Genomic DNA, 21,355 nt, shown 5'->3' on the forward strand with positions numbered 1-21,355 from the left:
TATCGATGATTTATGAAAATCACCTGAGTCAATGGCGCAAATACAGCTAAATCACCTGAATTTCTCCACCATCGGTTAACCTTTGACCCTATGTTTGCCCCTCGGTTCTTGCCTACAATGGGAAAGAATTTTTAAGTTTAAATGTTGCCTTCCCCCATGACCTCAAACGCTGCCCCCGTTGGAACTGACTTTGATCGTGCCATGATGCAACGCTGTATTACGTTAGCAAAGCAGGCAGCCGGAAAAACCGCCCCAAACCCAATGGTGGGCGCTGTGGTCGTTCAAGATCAAAACATTATTGGTGAAGGATTTCATCCAGGGGCAGGTCAACCTCATGCAGAGGTGTTTGCACTCCGGGAGGCAGGGGCAGCCGCCCAAGGAGCAACGCTCTATGTCAGCCTAGAACCCTGTAATCACCACGGTAGAACGCCCCCCTGTAGTCAAGCTGTGGTCAAAGCGGGCATCTCTAAGGTCGTAGTCGGCATGGTCGATCCAAATCCTTTAGTGGCGGGGGGCGGTTTAAAAACCCTCACGGATGCGGGCATCGAAGTCGTCACGGGTGTCGAAGAGGCTGCTTGTCGAGAGTTAAATGCAGGTTTTATTTGGCGGATGTTGCATCAGCGTCCCCTTGGTATTTTGAAATATGCCATGACCCTCGATGGAAAAATTGCCACGACCACGGGCCACAGTGCTTGGATTACTCACCAGGAAACCCGCAACCAGGTCTATGACCTCCGTTCCCAGTGTGATGCGGTGGTTGTCGGGGGCAATACAGTACGCCTTGATAATCCCTATTTAACGACCCACGGTACCGCTGACCATAATCCTTTGCGCATTGTTGTGAGCCAAACTTTAACCCTGCCCCGCGATCGCCATTTGTGGGATGTGACCGCTGCCCCGACGGTGGTTTTGACCCAGGCCACAGCGAATCCAGAAATGCAGGCTTTCCTCCAGCAACGGCGCGTGGAAGTGGTACACCTCGATCCGGTTTCCCCTGAAGGCGTGATGCAATATCTCTATGATCGGGGTTGTTTGCAGGTGTTGTGGGAATGCGGCGGCACCCTCGCGGCGGCGGCGATCGCCTCTGGCAGTATCCAAAAGGTGATGGCTTTTATCGCCCCGAAAATTATTGGTGGCCAAGGGGCACCGACGCCCGTGGGGAATTTGGGTTTGACGCTCATGGACGAGGCGATCGCCCTCGAAAATGTCCAGCTTCAATCCATCGGCCACGATTTTCTGTTAACTGGTGATCTCCCCAATTTGAAGGAATAATTTGTCGCACTAGGCTTCAGATGAGGCGTAACCAGGAAAATAGCTCTGTGGCGGTGAGTTGCCAAGGGGCGATCGCTGGCAAAACGGGAAGCGGATCATCCTGTTCTTTAAATTCAGCAAGTTTATCGGGGTAAAAAATGGTAACTGAGTAGTCCTCTGGGGCAATGAGCCAACCGAGTTTTGTCCCCTGTTGCAAAGAGAAAAGAATTTTTTCGATGACTCTGGGGGGATTTTGTTCTGGAGAGAGAATTTCAATCACCCAATCTGGGGCAACAGAAAACCGATTTTGGATTTCGCCATTTTCGTCTACAGGAATATTGGCCCACTCGAACACCGCAATATCAGGTACAAGGGAGCGATCGCCGAAGGTACAACGTAATTCAGGAAAAGCATAGGCTAATTTTTCAGGCTGTCCAACGCGATTAATTTCCGCCACTAAACGACCTTGCAATGTACTGTGCTTTCCTTGGGGCATCGGTTTTTGATGAATTTTCCCGTTGATATATTCGCTTGCTGGTTTGGTTTCAGGTAACTCCAAAAATTCAGCTAGGGAAGATTCCTGGGAAACTGCTGTGACCATCGCCATTACAACTGCTCCTGTTCACTATGAAACCATTTTAGACTTCATTCTCAGTGCGTTAGTGTCAATGGTATCGACAAAAAAGGCGATCGCCGTTTATTATTTCTTCGTTAATAGCGGTTTGAGGAATTTACCTGTGTAGGATTCTTTGACTTTAATTAAATCCTCTGGTGTACCCGTCGCAATAATCTCGCCGCCGCGATCGCCACCCTCTGGCCCCAGATCAATCAACCAATCACTACAGCGAATCACATCCAAATTATGCTCAATCACCAGCACCGAATTTCCTTTATCCACCAGCCGTTGCAACACATTTAACAGGTGATGCACATCGTAAAACGATAAACCCGTCGTCGGTTCATCAATTAGATAAAGGGTTTTACCCGTTGCCCGCCGCGACAATTCTGAAGCCAGTTTCACCCGTTGTGCTTCTCCACCGGAGAGGGTCGGTGCTGGTTGTCCCAAACGAATATAACCCAAACCCACATCCACCAAAGTTTGCAAGCGATTTGCCGCCGTCGTAATGTTTTCAAAAACTTCCAAGGCTTCCTCCACCGTCATATTCAACACATCCGAAATGGAATAGCCCTTAAATTTCACCTGAAGCGTTTCACGGTTATAGCGTGCCCCCTTGCACACCTCACATTGCACATAGACATCCGGCAAGAAATTCATCTCAATCACATTCACCCCTTGACCACCACAAGCCTCACACCGTCCCCCTTTCACGTTGAACGAAAACCGACCTTTTTTATACCCTCTCGTTTTCGCCTCTACCGTCTCCGCAAATAAATTCCGAATCGGGTCGAAAATACCCGTGTAGGTCGCTGGATTGGAACGGGGGGTTCTGCCGATGGGAGATTGGTCAATGACGATCACCTTATCGATGGATTTTAAGCCTTTGACATCGCCCAACTCCTTCGGAAAAGGTACATTTCGATTCAAGCTATGTTGTAACGCTGGATAGAGCAGTTCATTCATCAGGGTCGATTTACCGGAACCGGAAACCCCCGTCACTGACACCAATTTGCCGAGGGGAATTTCTACGGTGATATTTTTGAGATTATTTTTCGTGCAATTTTCGAGGCGTAATCTGCCGCCGTTGCCTTCCCGTCGCTCTGGGGGCGTGGCGATTGCCCGTCTGCCGGACAGATAAGCGCTGGTGAGGGATTTTTTGTTCTTCAGAAACTTGTCAAAGCTGCCCTGAAAGATGATTTCGCCGCCATGGACACCCGCTTTTGGCCCAATATCAACGATGTGATCGGCGGTGCGGATCGTGTCCTCGTCATGTTCGACCACAATTAAAGTATTGCCGAGATCCCGCAATTTTTTGAGGGTTTGTAACAGTCGCTCATTGTCCCGCTGGTGCAGGCCGATACTGGGTTCGTCGAGTACATACAACACCCCCGTTAGCCCTGCGCCGATCTGGGTGGCAAGGCGGATGCGCTGGGCTTCACCACCGGAGAGGGTCATCGCCGCCCGATCAAGGGTGAGGTAATCTAAACCAACATCCAGCAGGAATTGTAACCGTGCCCGAATTTCCTTTAGGGCTAATTCCCCGATCAATTTTTGGCGATCGCTTAACTGTAAATTTTCGACCCGTTCGAGACAGTCCCGAATGGCAACGCTGGTCAATTCGTCGATATTGTATTGTCCTAAACGGACAGATAATGCTTCTGGTTTAAGGCGTTTTCCGTGGCAAACTTCACAGGGTTGATTAATTAAATATTTTTCCAATTTATCTTTGATCGCATCGGAATTTGTATCTTCATAATTGCGTTCTAATAGTTTTAAAATTCCCGAATAATGACGATAGTAACCTTTGCCGCCCCCATAGCGGGATTCCTCCTCAAACCAAATCGGTTCTTCGGTGCCATGTAGCAAAATTTCTTGGTGTTCTTTTTTTAGTTTTTCCCAAGGCGTTTGGATCTCAAAACCGAAGTTTTGCCCAAGGTTATACAGCAACGATAAATAATAGGTATTTTCCTTTTCCGACCAAGGGGCGATCGCCGCATAGAGGGGTTGTTTTGGGTCAGGAATGACGAGATCAGGAGAAAAACGGCGATGACTGCCTAACCCATGGCAAGCGGGACAAGCGCCATAGGGGGAGTTGAAAGAAAACAAACGGGGGGATAACTCTTCCATTACTGCGCCATGTTCAGGGCAAGCAAAATTTTCGGAAAAAATAATCTGTTCACCTGTCTCGATTAAATCAACAATTGCTGTTCCTTCGGAGTGTTTTAAACAGGTACTCAAAGAGTCCACTAAACGCTCCTGAATCCCCTCTTTTTTCACCAGACGATCCACCACAATTTCAATGGTATGGTAGTGATTTTTATTGAGAGAAATATTGTCACTGAGTTCGCGGGTTTCGCCATTAATTCTCACCCTTGCAAACCCTTCGGCGGCAATACTAGAAAGGGTCTTTTTATGGGTTCCCTTTTGGTGGCGCACAATCGGTGCAAGCAATTGAAATTTCGTTCGATCCGGCAATGTCAACACCCGATCACACATCTCATCGATGGTCTGAGGCGCAATCGGGCGATCGCAGTGGGGACAGTGGGGTTCACCCGCCCGCCCGAAGAGTAACCGCAGATAATCGGCAATTTCCGTGACCGTGCCGACGGTGGAGCGGGGGTTATGGGAGGTGGATTTTTGGTCAATGGAGATCGCCGGACTTAAACCTTCAATCGCGTCCACATCGGGCTTGTCCAACTGCCCCAAAAACTGCCGGGCGTAAGCACTAAGGGATTCCACATAACGGCGCTGTCCCTCCGCAAAAATCGTGTCAAACGCCAAGGATGATTTTCCCGAACCCGACACCCCCGTAAACACAATCAACTGGTTACGCGGCAAATCGAGATCCACATTTTTTAGGTTGTGCTGTCTTGCGCCACGGATGCGGATTTGGTCGGATTTGCTCATGGGGGGCGATCGCCAATTTCGAGAAAAGTGCCTAAACATTATAAATAGACCTGTCGAGAATTTCAGAACCCTTTCCAGGCCAGATCCTCAGCGGCAAAACCACAGTTGGGTTTTAAATGAGTCAAAAAGAAAACCACAGCCCGATGCCGTGGTTTCACAGATAACCTAAATAGTTGTGGCGTTAAATCCCTTTGCTGAGATCAACCTAGAGATTCTCGCTAGTTTCACTAGATGTTTCCAATTCTGCCATTAATGCAGGGGGCACAATCACGGTATCGATCACATGGACAACGCCATTGCTAGCTTCGATATCTGCCATAACAACATTTGCATTGTTGACTTTCACGCCATCATCGAGGGAGATCACCACATCACTACCTTCAACGGTGGTGACAGCCCCAGCACTGAGATCAGTGGACATGACATTACCGCTGACCACGTGGTAGGTCAAAATTTGAGTGAGGATTTCCTTATTTTCAGGGAGTAAAAGGCTTTCGAGCACGCCATCGGGCAGGGCTGCAAAAGCATCATTGGTGGGAGCAAAAACAGTAAAAGGGCCTTCGCCAGCAAGGGTCTCGGCGAGGTCAGCCGCAGAAACTGCCGCCACAAGGGTCGAAAAAGCATCGTTGCTAGCAGCAATGTCCACAATGGTCGGTGCTGTCATTGCCGCTGCGGGTGCAGGCGCTTCGGCTTCGGTCATGGGCTTGGTTTTGTCTCCGTAGCTGCCATAGTCCCCTGCTTGGGCAACGGTACTAAAGCCAAGGGTGCTACCAAGGGCTAGACTGAGGGCGAGGGTTTTTGTAAAACGCATAGATACTTCCTGTCTGTGAGCGAACAATAAAGTTGTTTCTTTTCGTAGTGTTTTGTAAAGCAAACTTTACAATCCTCCTCACTGTAGCAAGTATTTTTCGTTTTGGCAGGAATTGTCTGGAAAGGTCTATTTATCGGGAAATGGCGGAACTTTCTGGGGGAAACGACAGTCTAAGAACAGCTATTTTTGAAATTTGTTGGCGATACCACAGGCCACAAAGCTTAGAGCAGACTTGACTTTTTAAGAAAGAACACGCAGGGGATAAATCGTCCACATTTGTCCCGTAACCGTGGGGAGATGAATTTTAAAATTACGGCCAGCGGTTGCCAGTTTGGTCACAACTGCAAACAAATCGTTCACAAAGGGAGAGACATGGCGGAGGCGATCGCAACCACTTTGTACCAACTTTAAACACCAGTGGCGCAGCATATCATACAAAACTTCGAGGCCAATGTAGATGGCGACTTGCTGGAGTTGACTAAGGTTGAGGGTCAGGGGCGAAAGGCAATAAAGCCAGCATAAGAAACCAAAGATTGCGAAGGTAAGGGCGAGTTTGAGGGAGTGGTGACGGAGAAAAGTAGTGATAATCATCGGACTGGCCTGCTCTGTTGTGGTACTGCTTGATAGTTGCCACGTCCCAGAACAGATGCAGTATTTTATTTATCTACTCACCGCAAAAGCCCCCTAACAGATTAGCCATGTTAGGGAGAAGATTGTGCTGGCAGGTTTTGACCAAGGCAATGATGTGCTTTGTTCCATCACACCACCACCTTGGCGATCGCCTTTTTTAAAAAGAGAAGAGAGAGCTCTGGTTTTGGAAACTGTTCTGGAAGCTGCTGTTGCTAACGTTGTTGCCGAAACCAATTCCCGCACCTGTTTGGCTTGCACCCACCTGGGCAACACTGGCATTATTGCCAAACCCAAAGGCATCGGATTGGAGCTGGGTGCTGGATTGACCGAGGTTGTTATTGACATTGTTGAAAAAGCCATCAGCCACGGCAGTCTGGGAACCGACAATCGTTGACTGGGAACCGTTGTTACCACCACTAAAGAAACCGCTTTGGTTTTGGAAATTCGATTGGCCCATGGTGTTAGAAGTAGAGTTGCCGACGCCAACAGCGGCACTGGTCTGTTCAGAAATCATTGTGCTGCTAGAAACATTATCGGCTTTAGCGGGTTGAGCGATACTTAGGACACCGAGGGCAAGGAAAGCACCAGCGGCAGCAAGTTTGAGGGACTGGGGGCGGGAGAAAGCGAAAGTAGTCATGGGTCAGTTACCTGTTGATTGATTGTTGTGTGTTGCCAGGTGATAGTGACCGAAAATTTTGCTTATGCAGTTTTTGAGCGCAACTTTTTTGAAAATTCTTCACCATCAAGGGTTACAGCGTTCTTGGTAAAAGCTGGCCATCTGCTTGAATCGTTAAAGGCGTCTCCGGAAAATCCCGCTGGGTCAACTGTTGCATTCGCTTAATCGCTGTCCCCGTGGCATCGTAAAACGGAAATCCCTGACCGTTGAGGCGCACAGGATGAAGTTTCCCCTTTAGAAAACGCCCCTCACTACTCATCGAAACCTCTAAAATGACGCTTTCGGCGAGGGTACTGGCCACTGACAGAGCACCATCGGCGACAAAATTACCGAGGGAATAGGCGATCAAACGACCCTGGTAAAGTTCTACTGCCCGGAGCACATGGGGGCCATGGCCAACAATTAAATCTGCTCCGGCATCAATCAGAGTCCTGGAAAATTTGTGGAGGTCGCCACGGTTTTCCCCAAACAACCATTCCGTACCAGGCCGGACGCGATTTGCCCCCGTACCTTCGGCACCAGCATGGACAGAGATAACGATAATATCGGCTTTGGCATCGGCTTCCTTGACTAGAGCGACAGCAGCATCTAGGCCTTGAACCGTATTGTGATATTGGTAAGTGCTAAAACCGATGAGGGCGACGGTGAGGTCTTTGTGTTGGTGGTAATGGATTTGGTTTTTAACGCCAATGGGGGCAATGCCAGTGTCTGTAAGAGTCGTTTGGGTATCTTGAAAGCCTGTTTGTCCGTAGTCGAAGGTGTGGTTATTTGCAATACTGAGGGCTTGGAACCCTGCATCCTTGAGGAGATTGGCGTAGCTAGGGGCCGTCCGAAAAGCAAAGACATTGGGGCGACTGATATCTTTTGCGGCGTAGGGATGATTGGTAAGGGTGGTTTCTAGGTTGCCGATAAGGAGGTCGCTCCAACCGAGCTGGCCTTCGACCCCGGCAAACATTTGCATTTTCTGTTCGACTTGGGGCGTTTTCGAGTAGCGAGTCCCTGGGGCCATATCCCCAACGGCCTTGAGGGTGACGACGGTCGTTTTTGTTTGGGGGACGGGGGCGATCGCCTTGGCCGCATCAGTGGCAATTGTGGCGAGGGTGCTGTTGCTAATGGCGACGGAAGTGCTGATAAAAGAGACTTGTTGGCGTTGATAATGCCTAAATCCGAGGATGCCAAGGGAAGTGATAATTGTTAGGCTACCTAAACCCCAGGGCAACCAACGGCGCAGGGAAACAGTAGACAAAGGAAACTGTGCCATAGCAACGGACGCAAAAGTACCGCTTTATCGTACTGGATTTTTGGTGCTTCGATGTTTAGGAGACACAGAAAATAAATCACCGGTGGCGATCGCCTTTTTTTTGCCCTGATTCTTAACTCTTATTATTGGCGAACTTTTAGGGCCGTTAAAAGTTTATTTACCAGCGGGTGTCGAGGTAGATATTTTGGTCGTTGTGGTAGGTGGGCCGTTGCCAGGGGTTGCGCTGCCAATAGGTGCTGAATTGGGGTGATGAACTAGGCTCTTTTTTCCAAGGCTGTTGCCAATAGGGTTCATATTGCCAAGGGCGACTTTTCTTGCTTTTGAAAGTATTACTAAAAGAATAAGTATGGTGGCTAGTCGGCCGTCGGTAGTGGGCTGGTTTCCAGGGGCGATCGCCTGGTCGTCGATAGGCGCTAGACCCAGGGTAGCTATGGTAATAGGGCGAGCGGGAGTAGTAGGAATTGCCGTTGATAAAGGTATTGGGGCCAAAGGTCTGGATACTGTATTGATTGCCTCGACCATCTTGGCAGGTGGTATAAAAATCGCTAATCCGAAGACAGGTTCCCTGGGCCGCGACGGGGATCGCCAGACAGGAAATCCCCAGGGCCAAAATTAAAGCTTTCATTGGGTTGATGCAGAGCGCTGAAACTTGCCTTCAGTATAGCCAACGGAATTTGAATTTCTTGGTGCTTACCAGTTCCATAGGAGCGGATTTTCGTCTAAAGGATCAGTCACGGTTTGCCCGATATGGTCAATGGCTTCGAGATCTTTAGCCGTTAACTCGACATCGATGGCCTGGGCATTGGCGATCGCCTGTTGGGCATTGCGCGCGCCGACGATGGCATTGGTTTGGGGCTGCCGAATCAGCCAGGCGATCGCCAGTTGAGCTAAGGTGCAATTTTTTGTCGTGGCGATCGGTTTCAGGAGTCCGAGGGCCGTTTGTACCCGTTGATAATTTTCTGGGTCAGCATAGAGACGGTTGTGGGAGCGGTGATCCCCCGCCGCAAACTGGTGATCGGGGCCAAATTTCCCCGTGAGCAGACCCTGGGCCAAGGAAGAGTAGGCGAGGATCGAAATCTGCTGGGCCGCACAAAAAGGTTGAATCTCCCGTTCAATGGCTCGCCAGAATAAAGAATAGGGCGGTTGAATGCTATCGATTTGGCCGTGTTCCATGGCTTCCTGGAGTTGCGCCAAGGAAAAATTAGACACACCAATGGCGCGAATTTTGCCCTGTTCTTTCAATTGGTTCAGGGCGGCCATGGTTTCACCGATGGGCACCAGGTCAGAATTCCACGTTCCCGCTGGCCAGTGGATTTGATACAGATCGATGTAGTCTGTCTGGAGTCTGTTGAGGGAATTTTCGCAGGCGGTGATCACCTGGTCGTGGTGGAGGTGATTGGCAAAGACTTTCGTTAATAGGGTCACTTGATCCCGTTGGGGGGCGATCGCCTCGGCGACCCGATGTTCAGAATCCCCATCGCCATAAATTTCAGCGGTATCGATGGTCGTAATGCCTGCATCTACGGCGGCACGGATCCCGGCCACAATTTCTTGGTCGTCAATATCCGCCCAATTGCGCTTGCCCGCTTGCCAAGTACCGAGAATAATCGGGGTGATTTGAACGGCACTTTGGCCTAGTTGTCTTGTTTTCATAAGCTCGTTTTTCTGGCGGGTCATTGGTTCCACTGTAGCTTGTTCCGCTGGGGAATTAATCTACTCCGTCAGATTCGATAAGCTGGGGGAGCAAGGGTTGGAGGAAAATAAACATGACCATCCAGGAACGTTTGATTTGGTTGCAGGAACGCACCAGTCTCGGTTGTCTGTCGCTGGAAACCCTAGGGGCGATCGCCACGGCACTCCAAAGACAGACCCTCCCTCCCCAACAGGCCCTCAGCGAGATCGACCAACATCCCCAAGGTTTGTATATCCTGATTTCCGGGGAGGTGATCAGCCACAAAAGCGTGGCTGCACCAGAGACCAACCCCCTAACCAGAGGCAGTACGATCAATCTGCGGCCTTTACTCCTTAATGAAGCTTCCCAAGAGGCGATCGCCACCGTCACCGACACAGAAGTGTGGTTTATGCCGCGCCAACAGTGGCAAGACCTAATCCAAAACTATCCTGAAATTACCCAGGCCTTTTCCCAGGATCTCGCCCAGGAGCTGGCAGAAGTCGCCCAAGCTCTCCAACAGGAACAGCAACAGCAGGAAATTTTGCGCCCCTACCTCGTCACCAAAGCGAAACGGGGGGTTGTGGGGAAAAGTCGCTACGCTAAACGCCTGCGGCAACAAATTCGTGAGGCGGGTACTCATGATCGATCCATTTACATTTTTGGGGAACCGGGTTTAGAAAAAGATAATTTAGCCGCCCTGATCCACTACGGTTCGCCCCGACGCCGACAGCCGATTATTAAAATCGATTGCAGCATTCTCCAAAAAAGTGGCGCTGAACTCTTTGGCCGCACCGATGGCAAAAAAGGTCTCTTGGCATGGCTGGGAAAAGGTACCCTAATCCTCAACAAAATTGAAGAATTGCCCCCGGAACTGATCGATAAAGTCGCCACGTTAATCGAAACCCAGACCTATACCCCCATCAGTCGCCCCGGTGATCCAGAACCTGTCCCCCAACAAACGGCGGCAAAATTGGTGGCGATCGCCGAACGACAACTCCCCGCCGTGGCCCGCCATTTTTCCGAAACGATCAAGGTGCCGCCGCTGCGGGTGCGCAAAGCAGATCTCGCGGCCCAGGTAGAATATTACACCAGCTTATTTTGCCGGGCGAAGGGCCTCGATAAACCGACCCTCACCCCCGAAGCCCTCCGTCGCCTCCAGTCCTACGACTTCCCGAACAATATCCGCGAACTGCAAAACCTGGTAGAACGAGCCATTGTTCAATCAGATCAAGGGTCAATACTCACCGAAGAAATTTTTTGGTCAGCCCAGGGGAAACAAAAACGCTTTCGCCTCAATTTACTCAATGCCTACCCTGCCTTCCGCCGCTTTCTCCGGAGTGCTTGGTGGCCCGACCGCATTAACTATGGTTTTACGGCGATCGCCTTTCCATTAATTATTGCTGTTCTATTTCTCGCCCCCCAAACCCGCGACCAAAATTTTGCGCTGAATTTCTTTTGGGCTTGGTGGTGGCCCCTGGTGCTCCTCGCCTTTCCCTTTGTCGGTCGTCTTTGGTGTGCCGTTTGTCCGTTTATGATCTACGGGGAAATTACCCAGAAAATCACCACCGAACTCCTAAAGCGCGACCTCAAACCCTGGCCCCGTCAGCAGGCAGAAAAATGGGGCGGTTGGTTTCTCTTTGGCTTATTTGCCCTGATTTTCCTCTGGGAAGAACTGTGGGATTTACAAAATACGGCTTATCTCTCGGCTTGGTTGCTGATTATTATTACTGCCGGGGCGATGATCTGCTCGGCGATCTTTGAGCGGCGGTTTTGGTGTCGCTATCTTTGTCCCATCGGCGGCATGAATGGCCTCTTTGCAAAACTGTCGATGACAGAACTACGGGCGCAACAGGGCACTTGTTCGGCGGAATGTAGCACCTATCAATGTTATAAAGGCGGCCCCCAAAAGGGTGAAGGCTTAGAAACGGCGGGCTGTCCCCTCTATTCCCACCCGGCCCAACTAGAGGACAACCGCGATTGTGTACTGTGCATGACCTGTCTTAAGGCTTGCCCCCATCGATCGGTAGCGGTAAATCTACGCCCCCCAGCCATTGAACTGTGGACAACCCACCGCCCCCGCACCTATGAAGTTGCCCTTTTACTGTTGCTGCTGGGGGGAATCTTTCTCCATCGGCTGCCAGAAATTAATCAAGTCCTGGGTTTAAATTTAGACCTCAGTCAATTTTGGCCCCACCTGGGATTGGCGATCGCCGCCTTGGGAGTACCCGCTGGAGTAGTCCTATTAACAGGGGCTGTGGTGCAATTTTTAAACTCTCCCCCCAAGGCAAAACCCTTTTTACAATTGGCCTATGGTTATCTGCCCTTGGTTTTGGGGGGGAGCCTCGCCCATTATCTCCGTCTCGGTTTAGGGGAAGCTGGTCAAATTTTACCCGTAACCATGGCCACCTTCGGTCTCCAGGGCAGCACCTTGCCGATTGTTGTCGCCCATCCTGCCGTGATTGCCTTTCTCCAGGGTTCAACTCTAATCTTTGCAACGCTCTGTACTTTTGTGCTCACGAAAAAAATGAGTAAACAATCCTGGCGATCGCTGTTGCCCCAGTACCTAACAAGTCTTGGTCTCGCCTGGGCGATGGCTCAGATCATTGTCGGTTTGTAACAGAGTTTTGTTACAAAACCCCAGGGCTTAACATCGTTTTTTCAACCGTTATTGCTCTACCCCGATCCCCTGAAAGGATTGGGGTTACTGCTGTTTGGGGTGAATAAGGGGACAGAAAATTGCATTGCAGAAAAATATTTTTCAGTCAATAGCTTGCAATATTTGTTTACATTCTGTTATATTTATTCATGTAAGCAAGCACGAGGTTCCCCCAATGGCTACTGGTTATACTTCCAACGAATTCGGTCAACTCAACAGCTTTGCAATCGAGCCTGAAGTCTACGTTGATACAGAACATACCGCCGGCTGGACAGCCTACGCCGAAAAGTTAAATGGCCGCCTGGCAATGATTGGTTTTGTGGCGCTCATCGCAACGGAATTGATTGGTGGCGATACCCTGATCAATCTCTTGTTCCAACTCTAATTTTTTAGTTTTTTCCCAGTTATTTGTCGTTTTACGAGGCTAGTTGCAATGTTTGGTTCCCTGGTTATCTTGATTCGCAAAGTCATGGGTACAGCCCGTTTTAACAAAACCCGTGGTAAGGTCATTGGTCTTCATTGCAAGACAATCACCAACTTTTGCAACACCGTCGGCCTCGACGCAAAAACGCGACAAAATCTAATTCGCCTCGCGAAATCCAATGGCCACCGCCTAGGTTTCATGGCCTAACCTCCGTTGCATTCTTAGGTACTCACTATGTCCCGTCAACCGATCACCAAAAAACAAACCCCAGCTTCTCAAAATGCGGGTATTGTTGCGATTCTCTTTTTCCTAGCTGGTGCGCCTCACATCTACAGTTTTCTCAAACGACGTTCCCAGCAGGGGGCAAGTCTTGGGGCCTTAGGGATGAAGATCTTAGGGTTGCTCGGGACGGGTACCATCGGGGCGATCGCCGTGAATGCCCTCTAGGGTTATCTATAGTTTTCTACAAGTTTGTCCAAGTTTTATTCTCCTCTACACGAGCAATCGTGATCATCAACTCTAAAACTCCGGTGGGATGGGGTTTTAGGGTTTTTTTATGGGAGAGATTAAAAGGCGTTCTCAATGAATATGGAGAGTTATGCCTTGAACTGGGCGATCGCCTTTTGCACCGCACTTTGAAACTCATGCCATGACTTCTGACATCCTTCTGCGAGTTCTTGCCAAGCATTATCTGTACTGTGTTTCAGGTGATTGACCTGTTCTTGCAACTTAACTTTCTGGGATTCGAGGGCGGCAATGTTCGCCTCAAAAGCAGATCTCGCTTCCGCCTTCGCAAGATTAGCTTGGAGCTTTAATTCATCGATATTGCGAGAGGCTTCGTCAATTTGCTGGTGCAGTTGGGTGACTAGCTCGTCTTTATTGCTGGGTAAATTCATCGTTTTCTCCTCTTGTTCGACTGCGCTTCAATTGTTGATCAAGGCCGGGTAAACAAAGTCCGCTTATTTGCTGAAATTTGTTACGTCGTGGTCAGATAGCATTGTGCAGATCGCTCCACACTAAATCAAGTATAGAAAAAATATTGAAGTTTTTGGTTGTTCTGAGCCAAATTTTCATGTCAGGCTGATTCGTTTTAAATATGACTCCAGGAAGTGCGCCAGGTCTGCATTTTTTCTAGGGGTTAATTGTGTAGTTGCAGGGGAGAAATTCATAAAAAATCGATAAATTTAGGTTAACAACTTGTCATCGAAGTCTTCAATGCGCCAGAAAATGGTCTTAAAAAATCTTAATCTTGTCTTTTGGATTTTTGTAGGCAATTGCCTTGCGGCTTTCGAATTTATGTCACAAAAAATGTAACCATCGTTGAGGCCAGAAAAATCCTGTTTAAGCTGGGGGCATTAGTAAACGAGAAAAACTTTTTTGGCTTGGGATCGTCGGTGTAGATAAATCTCCGAATTTTAAATCTGTTGAAGTCAGAAGGTTATCGGCAAAGGTGTGATGATGAACAAAAAATTAGTTGGCAATTGTTTAATGATCGCTGGGGCGATCGCCCTTGGGGGAATTGGCATTTCACGACAGCTACCACCGGCCACCAGCCAAGGGGTTTGTCGGAATACGAATGATTTAAGCGCCGTTGATGCAACCCGTATTGTTAAGTTCGAGCAATTTGGTATCCAACTGGAAATTCCCCGAAATTTTCGGACGATGCTCCGCAATGATGGCAGCATTTCAATCCTCAGGCCAGGAGATTTTAACTTGATTCGTTGCCTTACCCAAGGAACCCCTGTGCTAGGGACAGATGCGATTTATCCCCAGACCCTCCGGCGGCAACCCAACCCCCAAAATTTAACCCTCCAAGAATTTGCCCAGGGGCGCACCGTGGGGCCAAATCCGAAGCTCAGTCGGGCATCAATTAATGGCATTGATGTGGTTTTTGCAGAGATTCAAAGCCAGTTTGATGTGGCCTATGGTTGGTACGAAGCGCCGGATGTGCCGGGGATCGTTGAGGTGCAAAGCGTGAACAAGGCGTCTTTGGTGAATTTATTTGATCAGGCGACGTTATTGGCCCAGGTGAGCGAGCCACTTTTACTGGCGAATAACCAGGGGGCAGCCCAGGATCCGCTCATGGTGGCTTTGGCAACGGCAAAAGGCCTTGGTTACACTCCAGAGAGTTTTCGGGTCAGCATCGACCGACAAAACGATACGGTGGAAAACCCCCAACGCTCTACGGTGACGATCACCCAAGAAGGTCTGTTGGATGATTCGGTGCGGGGGCAACGGTTTACGATTTCCCTCAATAAAAATGCCAATGGCACCTGGACGGTCAGCGATCGCCAAGTGACCTGGCGCTGTCAACCGGGTCGGGGTTCCCAGACCTATTCAGCGCAACTCTGTCTCTAGCGTTTTTTTTGGCTGGAATGTTTGACTGAAATTTAAAGTGATTACCCAGGAGCCCTGCCCACCATGCAAAAATTTTACTATTACACCCTCCCCGCCACGGCCTTTGTTTTTAGTACGATCGCCGCCTATCAGTTTTTTGGGAACCGCACCACCGCCAGTATTCAGCCCTCGCCGTCCCAACCGGGTTTTGGTGCTGTTTTAAAACAGACCCCAACTGAACCTGAGCCGAGTCTTCCTACCCCAGAGCCGGGGATCACCCCACCAATCCCCGTGGCGATCGCCCGCACGGTGACCGGATCAGAAAAAGCCAGTATTTTTCAGCGGGTGGTGGATCAGCAAGCCAGCCTTGGTCTCTGCCTGGACAACGATAATTTGGCTGCGAATCTCGATGATGCGGCGGTGTATCAACAGGGCGAAGATCAATATTTGGTGAGTGTGCTGTGCTTTATGGCGGCCTACCAAGGGGCCTATGAATTTGTTTACGTTGACGGTGAAACCATCACCCATTCCCGCTTGGCCCTCGCTGGTTTTCCCACCTTTGACCCAGAAACCAGCGTTCTCAGCAATGGCTATAAATTTAACGGCGCAGGGACTTGCCTAGAGGACTCGGAATATTATTGGGATGGCTATAGCCTGCGACTTATCTCTGCTAGTTTGATCGATGGCGTCCCCAATGGCTGTGCAGATCTCGGTGTGCGATCGCCCAGTGCAGATTATCTAATTACCGCCGAGGGGGTTGGGCCTGCCCGTCTAGGAATGACTTTTAGGGAGTTCAAAGCTCAACTTCCCGAAGCGGCCACCTTGGAAGCCGTGCCTTTGGGGGTTGATCTGCCCACCGGCTGGCAAGTAAATCTCTACGGTGCAGCCCAGTTTGTGGTGGCCTTTGATGGGGACAGTGGTGACAATCTTCCCAGCGACCAGGACAAAATTATTCGGATTATGGTGGACAATCCCAGTTACCGTACCGCTGCAGGGGTTGGCCCTGGCACTCCCCTATCCGAGGCGATCGCCGCCTATGGCCCTGCAACCCTCAGCTACAGCACAGAAAATGAAAGTCGAGAATTGATTCAATTTGCCGATTCCCCTTTCAGCACTGACCAAACATCCTGGCTCTTCTTCCGCTCGAATCAATGGACCCTAAGCGATTACGCAGGTATTTATCCTGATCGCCAAGACAGCTATCAAACGACCACCCAATACGAAGACCATGCCGCCATCGGCTCCATTTGGCTGACCCAATATTGATCAAAAGATTACTCTTGAATTTTTAAGACGGTCACTAAATTCAGGGCCTGAAGCTGGGAATAAATGAGCAGATTGGAGATGAGAGACGTGACAATGACGATCAAAGCCGTCAGCCCATAGATACCGGAATTTAGGGTTAACGGTAGACGATAAAGCTCCGTATTGTAAGCTTGCACCAGTAGCCAGAGCAGCAGCACCCCCAGCCCCAAACCCAAGGGAACGGCGATGAATGTGAGCAGAGTTTGTTCCCCCAGGAGGATAAAAGCAATTTCGGTTTGGGTAAATCCCATCACCCTCAGAGTGGCTAACTCGTGGTTTCTTTCGGACAGGGCAAGGCGCGCTGAATTGTAAACCACACTGAAAGTGATAATGCAGGCAAACAGGACAATAATGCCAGTCATAATCTGGAGGCTTTCGCCGCTAATGGCTTGGAAACTTTCTAACAGAGCTTCCCGAAACGCAATTCCTTCAATGGCTGGTAGTTGTTTTAAGGCTTGGTAAAGTTGTTCTTTCACGTGGGAGTCAATGAGAACATAGGCCCCGGAAATAACTTGCCCTTCACCCAGCATTTGATTCAGCGCTGCTAAATTCATGTAGGCCGATAGGCCAATCGGTTCATCCACTAAGCCCATCACCCAGGTTTGTGTTTGTTGGCGTTTCCCCTCAAGGACTTCGACTCCGAGGCGATCGCCGGGTTGAATATGGAGGATTTCCCCCAACTTTGTGCCCAAGACGAGGCCCCCTGGCGGTAAAGATACAGGTTGCAGTTGACGGTTAACGAGTTGTCGTAATTCCCCTTGGGGTTCGAGGCCGGTAATCGCCAGGCGATATTGATAGTGGCCGTGGCGTAACCGCACTGGCACCGACCGAAAAACCTCTGTCTTGAGAATGCCTGGTAAATGACGTAGGTGATAGCGGCTGCGGTAGGGCAACAGTTGATTAAACGTTAAGGTCATGTCTTCGCGCTGCACGATTTGGAATTGGATATCCATCAGAGCCGTCATGGATCCTTGCAGGCCAAACCCCGTTAGTAAAATAGCCACAGCCACAGCAATGCCGAGGATTGATAAGCTAGCGCGGAGGGGACGACGTTCGAGATTGCGGAGAATAATCCGTCCGGCTGGCGAAAAAAACCGTTGTAAGCCCAATCTTTCGACTATGGTGGCGCGAAATGTCACGGGTTGTTTGGGTCGCATGCCCTCGGCTGGGGGCAAGAGAATCGCTTCCCGTACCGCCATCAATCCGCCAATACAGGCCGCACCACCACTAATAAGCAAAGCGGTGATGATAAGCAGGGCACTGGCCTCGTAACGCAGGAAGGGAAAATGGAAAAAGTCTGCGTATAGTTGGGTTAAACCTTGTCCGAGCCAAAGTCCGCAGGATAATCCCAAAACAGCACCACCACTAAAAACCAGCAACATGAATTTGAGGTAATGCCAGCCCACTTGGACATTGGTATAGCCAAAGGCCTTGAGCACGGCAATTTGTCCCCTTTGGATGGCAATCAGGCGGGAGATTAAAATATGCAGCAAAAAAGCGGCGATCGCCAAAAAGATTGTCGGTAGGATCGTGGCAGAGACTTCTAAACTCTGAATCTCATCGCTCACAATCCGGTGGGAGAACTGATCCCGGCGACCATAGGCCCCCAAGCCACCATAGCCTTCGAGGAGGTGATCTAACTGGGTAATCACGGCCCGTTCATTGGCCCCAGGAGTCAACGTGAGCACCACGCTATTAAAAGCACCATCAAGGCCAAAAGCATGACTTAAGGCGGTTTCGTTGGCCCAGAGAATGCCAAAACGTTTGTCGTCTGGGTAAATATTTCCCCCGGAAACCGCATAGATATATTCAGGGCTGAGGGCAATGCCCGTGACCCGGAGGTTTTGCCAGCGACCATTGAGAATTGCCCCCAGGCGATCGCCCACTTGGATCTGATTGGCTTTGGCAAAGGCCTCACTGATGAGCACTTCCTCTGGTTGTTGAGGATCGGGAAAAGTGCCTGGACTGCGCAAAAACAAACCATTGAGCATCCCCTCGCGTTTAGGAGGCAGGGAAATTAACCGCGCTGTGGCCGGTTCTAAGAGTCCTGGTACATTGAGGGTGATATCAGCGACAATTCGGGTTTGTACTTCCTGAACTGCGTTGATGGCGGCAATTTGCGATTGTAGGTTTTGGGGCGCACGCTTCAGTTCCGCAAACACTTCCCCAAACCGATAGCGTTCATAGTAGGCCATCTGGGTCAGCACCAGGGAATGGTAAGCACTGAGCATCATCACAAAACAAGCAATGCCACAGGCCACCACGAGGGCGATCGCCAAAAGTTGACCCCACTGGGCCTGTAGGTCTCGCCATAACTTTCGATCCAGCGGTGCAACCATCCCTACCACTCCAAAAGCAATGGTGATTGTTTAATCGCGTTCGTTTCGATGGCGACAATTTCCCCACTACGCATCCGCAAGACCCGGTCGGCCATGGCCGCAATCCCGGCATTATGGGTAATTACGGCGACGGTGGTGCCCAGGTCTCGATTAATCTGTTCGAGCACTTGCAGCACCCGTTTCCCGGTTTGAAAATCTAAGGCTCCCGTCGGTTCATCGCAGAGCAAAACCTCCGGTTGTTTGGCGATCGCCCGGGCGATCGCGACCCGTTGTTGCTCGCCCCCCGATAGTTGAGCCGGGAAATGATCGAGGCGATTCTCTAAACCCACTAAGGTCAAAGCCTCCGTTGGTGCCATGGCATGGGCCACCAGATCCGTTACGAGGGCCACGTTTTCGGCGGCGGTCAGACTTGGGATCAAATTATAAAATTGGAACACAAAGCCCACATGGTTGCGGCGGTAACGGGTGAGTTGCGCTTCATTAGCGGTGGTGAGACTTTGGCCCCGAAAAAAAATTTCGCCCGTACTCGGAATATCTAAACCCCCCAAAATATTTAGCAAGGTTGATTTGCCGCTCCCCGAAGCGCCCAACAGCACGACAAATTCCCCCTCGTATAATTCTAAATCGATATTTTTTAGGGCTTGTACGGCCACATCGCCGATGTAATAGGTCTTGGAAAGGTGTTGAATCCAAAAAAGAACAATGGGTGAGTCGGTCATAATTATTGCCCCCCTAGTTTGTCGGCGCTGCACGGTCTGCTTGGGGCTGTACTCGACGCCCAGTTTGAATATCTCCAGAGGGATAAAGGATCACTTGATCATTGGCAGCTAAACCGCTTTTGACTTGGGCATTTTGTTCCGTTTTGTGGCCAATCTCCACCGCCACCGCTTGGGCCTGTCCCGCTTCCATGAGAAACACACACCATTGCTCATCGCAGCGAAATAGGGCGCTAAGGGGCACCTGCAATACATCTTCGGCTTGCCAAACCACGATCTGAGTTTCGACCCGATATTGATCGCCCAGGTTGGCGGGAATGTCATCGAGGCTAACCACCACATTCACCCGTTGTTCTTCGACGCCGAGGGCCGACACTTTTGTAAAAGCCGCTGGTTCAAGGCGTTTCACTTGGCCCGTCAAAGGGCGATCGCCACCCCATTGGTCGATGATGACGGGATTTCCGGGTTGAATCTGGGTCGCTTCACTAGAGAGTACATCCACCATCACCGCTAAATTTTGTAGATCTCCAAGCTCTAGCAGGGGCTGTCCCGCCTCCAGATATTGGTAATTTTTTTGGTAGAGACGCAGCACTTGACCACTGATGGGCGCTTTGATCGCGGTGCGTTGGACTTGGTCGGTGCGGTTGGCAAGCTCTGCCTCTAAACTGCGAATTTGGGCATCATAAACTTCGAGCAAATAATCTGGATCCTGTTGGGCGGCCCGCAGTTCATCCCGTGCGGCGATCGCCTCTTGCAGATTCGCCTGGGCTTGGTTCAGTCTTTGTTGCGCCACTTCTGAATTTTGGGCGATCGCCTTGGTATTCAGTGCCAATGTTTCCAGCGCTTGTTTCGAGATGGCCCCATTGCGGTAGAGAAATTCCCCCCGTTGTTGTTCCTGTTGCGCTTGGATGAAACGAATTCTCAATTCCGTGGCGATCGCCTGATCTGCTCCAATTTCCGCTTCAACCGCCTTGATCTTGGCTTCTGCTTGGGTCAAACTTTCTGTCTTCGGTCGGAGGGTGGCAACGCCTGTTTTTTCGGCTTGGAGGGCATTGATTTGGGCCAAGATTGCCGACACATCATTATCAAATTCGAGGGGATCAATCTGGACGATTATTTGATCCTGACTCACCGGATCACCGACCTCAAGATCCAGCCGGGGCACATAACCTGCAACGGAGGTAGACACCAGGTAGCGCTCCTCAAGGTAGGTCTGTCCTTCCTCAATGACCATCACTTGCAAAGGCCCCGGTTTAATGGTCACCACTTCTACCAGAATCGGTTTTGGGCGGAAGAGGACAACACAAATTCCAGCAACGGCGATAATCCCCAAACCATACAGCCATGGTTTGAGCTGAAGGTCTAAAACTTTTGAGGATGTGACAGCGTTTGTGGCCACGACGCAATGAAACCGATGGAGTCAGGTTATAAGTCTGGGAGCCTACTTCCATGGTAGCCATTGCCACTTACATCAGCCCGGGATAGTAATGTTTCGCTAAATCATACTGCGATCAATTATTTGGCGATCGCCTGATTCTGAGCCGGATTCTCTTTGCAAAACCTGAGGACGACAATCATTGCTGCTCCCTAGTAAAACCCTATTGGCTTTAATTTAAAATTATCAACACAAGTTAATATTTATTGACCAAAAAATTAAACTCTAAAGTAAAGTCTAAAACATTACCTATGGCCCTGAAATTCCTTTGATACAATGAAAATAAGGAGAGATCTAGAAAAAAAGCAACAATTCA

19 protein-coding genes are annotated in these 21,355 nt (G+C 50.0%); 7 read left to right on the top strand and 12 right to left on the bottom strand.

The features are described from left to right. Positions 1 to 156: 156 nt before the first annotated feature. On the top strand, positions 157 to 1,272 hold the full coding sequence (gene ribD, locus AWQ22_RS07530; protein WP_065710679.1) for a bifunctional diaminohydroxyphosphoribosylaminopyrimidine deaminase/5-amino-6-(5-phosphoribosylamino)uracil reductase RibD: 1,116 nt from the start codon (positions 157 to 159) through the stop codon (positions 1,270 to 1,272). A gap of 16 nt (positions 1,273 to 1,288) precedes the next feature. On the opposite strand, the gene AWQ22_RS07535 is transcribed toward ribD, so the two are convergent. From AWQ22_RS07535 to AWQ22_RS07570, 8 genes are all read right to left on the bottom strand, one after another. Beyond that, entirely contained in the window at positions 1,289 to 1,858 is a 570-nt protein-coding gene (locus AWQ22_RS07535; RefSeq protein ID WP_065710680.1) for a Uma2 family endonuclease, read from the bottom strand. Positions 1,859 to 1,951: 93 nt separating this feature from the next. Then, a complete protein-coding gene (gene uvrA, locus AWQ22_RS07540; protein ID WP_065710681.1) occupies positions 1,952 to 4,777 on the bottom strand; it encodes an excinuclease ABC subunit UvrA in 2,826 nt (941 codons plus the stop codon). Between the two features lie 205 nt (positions 4,778 to 4,982). Further along, the gene (locus tag AWQ22_RS07545; RefSeq protein WP_012307083.1) at positions 4,983 to 5,588 is read right to left on the bottom strand and encodes a fasciclin domain-containing protein; all 606 of its coding nucleotides are present in this window, start codon (positions 5,586 to 5,588) and stop codon (positions 4,983 to 4,985) included. Positions 5,589 to 5,828: 240 nt separating this feature from the next. Continuing rightward, positions 5,829 to 6,179 carry a hypothetical protein gene (locus tag AWQ22_RS07550; RefSeq protein ID WP_065710682.1) on the bottom strand — a complete coding sequence of 117 codons (351 nt, stop codon included), beginning with the start codon at positions 6,177 to 6,179 and terminating at the stop codon, positions 5,829 to 5,831. Between the two features lie 196 nt (positions 6,180 to 6,375). Further along, the gene (locus tag AWQ22_RS07555) at positions 6,376 to 6,855 is read right to left on the bottom strand and encodes a hypothetical protein (protein WP_030007159.1); all 480 of its coding nucleotides are present in this window, start codon (positions 6,853 to 6,855) and stop codon (positions 6,376 to 6,378) included. A 112-nt stretch (positions 6,856 to 6,967) separates the two neighbouring features. After that, positions 6,968 to 8,155 carry a CapA family protein gene (locus tag AWQ22_RS07560; protein ID WP_232321314.1) on the bottom strand — a complete coding sequence of 396 codons (1,188 nt, stop codon included), beginning with the start codon at positions 8,153 to 8,155 and terminating at the stop codon, positions 6,968 to 6,970. Between the two features lie 157 nt (positions 8,156 to 8,312). Beyond that, positions 8,313 to 8,780 (bottom strand): hypothetical protein, encoded by a 468-nt coding sequence (locus tag AWQ22_RS07565; protein ID WP_062434026.1) that lies wholly within the window; start codon positions 8,778 to 8,780, stop codon positions 8,313 to 8,315. Positions 8,781 to 8,845: 65 nt separating this feature from the next. After that, positions 8,846 to 9,808 carry an aldo/keto reductase gene (locus AWQ22_RS07570; protein WP_065711672.1) on the bottom strand — a complete coding sequence of 321 codons (963 nt, stop codon included), beginning with the start codon at positions 9,806 to 9,808 and terminating at the stop codon, positions 8,846 to 8,848. A gap of 113 nt (positions 9,809 to 9,921) precedes the next feature. Here AWQ22_RS07570 and AWQ22_RS07575 point away from each other — a divergent pair, with 113 nt between their 5' ends. The 4 genes from AWQ22_RS07575 (at position 9,922) to AWQ22_RS07590 (ending at position 13,354) form a co-directional block, all read left to right on the top strand. Continuing rightward, the gene (locus tag AWQ22_RS07575) at positions 9,922 to 12,444 is read left to right on the top strand and encodes a sigma 54-interacting transcriptional regulator (RefSeq protein ID WP_065710683.1); all 2,523 of its coding nucleotides are present in this window, start codon (positions 9,922 to 9,924) and stop codon (positions 12,442 to 12,444) included. Between the two features lie 214 nt (positions 12,445 to 12,658). Next, positions 12,659 to 12,868 (top strand): chlorophyll a/b-binding protein, encoded by a 210-nt coding sequence (locus AWQ22_RS07580; protein WP_012307090.1) that lies wholly within the window; start codon positions 12,659 to 12,661, stop codon positions 12,866 to 12,868. Between the two features lie 48 nt (positions 12,869 to 12,916). Beyond that, positions 12,917 to 13,114: a hypothetical protein gene (locus AWQ22_RS07585; protein ID WP_012307091.1), complete on the top strand. Its 198-nt coding sequence runs from the start codon at positions 12,917 to 12,919 to the stop codon at positions 13,112 to 13,114. 27 nt (positions 13,115 to 13,141) lie between these two features. After that, a complete protein-coding gene (locus AWQ22_RS07590) occupies positions 13,142 to 13,354 on the top strand; it encodes a hypothetical protein (protein ID WP_030007154.1) in 213 nt (70 codons plus the stop codon). A 149-nt stretch (positions 13,355 to 13,503) separates the two neighbouring features. On the opposite strand, the gene AWQ22_RS07595 is transcribed toward AWQ22_RS07590, so the two are convergent. Then, the gene (locus AWQ22_RS07595) at positions 13,504 to 13,803 is read right to left on the bottom strand and encodes a hypothetical protein (RefSeq protein WP_030007153.1); all 300 of its coding nucleotides are present in this window, start codon (positions 13,801 to 13,803) and stop codon (positions 13,504 to 13,506) included. Positions 13,804 to 14,362: 559 nt separating this feature from the next. Here AWQ22_RS07595 and AWQ22_RS07600 point away from each other — a divergent pair. After that, positions 14,363 to 15,265 carry a hypothetical protein gene (locus AWQ22_RS07600; RefSeq protein ID WP_157094592.1) on the top strand — a complete coding sequence of 301 codons (903 nt, stop codon included), beginning with the start codon at positions 14,363 to 14,365 and terminating at the stop codon, positions 15,263 to 15,265. Between the two features lie 63 nt (positions 15,266 to 15,328). After that, positions 15,329 to 16,510: a DUF1176 domain-containing protein gene (locus AWQ22_RS07605; protein ID WP_065710685.1), complete on the top strand. Its 1,182-nt coding sequence runs from the start codon at positions 15,329 to 15,331 to the stop codon at positions 16,508 to 16,510. Positions 16,511 to 16,518: 8 nt separating this feature from the next. Here AWQ22_RS07605 and AWQ22_RS07610 read toward each other — a convergent pair whose 3' ends face one another. Genes AWQ22_RS07610 through AWQ22_RS07620 form a run of 3 tightly spaced genes read right to left on the bottom strand, consistent with a single transcriptional unit; the run spans position 16,519 to position 21,003 of the window. Next, positions 16,519 to 18,888: an ABC transporter permease gene (locus AWQ22_RS07610; protein WP_065710686.1), complete on the bottom strand. Its 2,370-nt coding sequence runs from the start codon at positions 18,886 to 18,888 to the stop codon at positions 16,519 to 16,521. 2 nt (positions 18,889 to 18,890) lie between these two features. Continuing rightward, entirely contained in the window at positions 18,891 to 19,607 is a 717-nt protein-coding gene (locus tag AWQ22_RS07615; protein WP_065710687.1) for an ABC transporter ATP-binding protein, read from the bottom strand. Between the two features lie 13 nt (positions 19,608 to 19,620). Beyond that, positions 19,621 to 21,003 carry an efflux RND transporter periplasmic adaptor subunit gene (locus AWQ22_RS07620; RefSeq protein ID WP_065710688.1) on the bottom strand — a complete coding sequence of 461 codons (1,383 nt, stop codon included), beginning with the start codon at positions 21,001 to 21,003 and terminating at the stop codon, positions 19,621 to 19,623. Between the last annotated feature and the right edge of the window lie 352 nt (positions 21,004 to 21,355).

Origin of the sequence: Picosynechococcus sp. PCC 7117, assembly GCF_001693275.1 — a bacterium.
Lineage (GTDB): Bacteria > Cyanobacteriota > Cyanobacteriia > Cyanobacteriales > MRBY01 > MRBY01.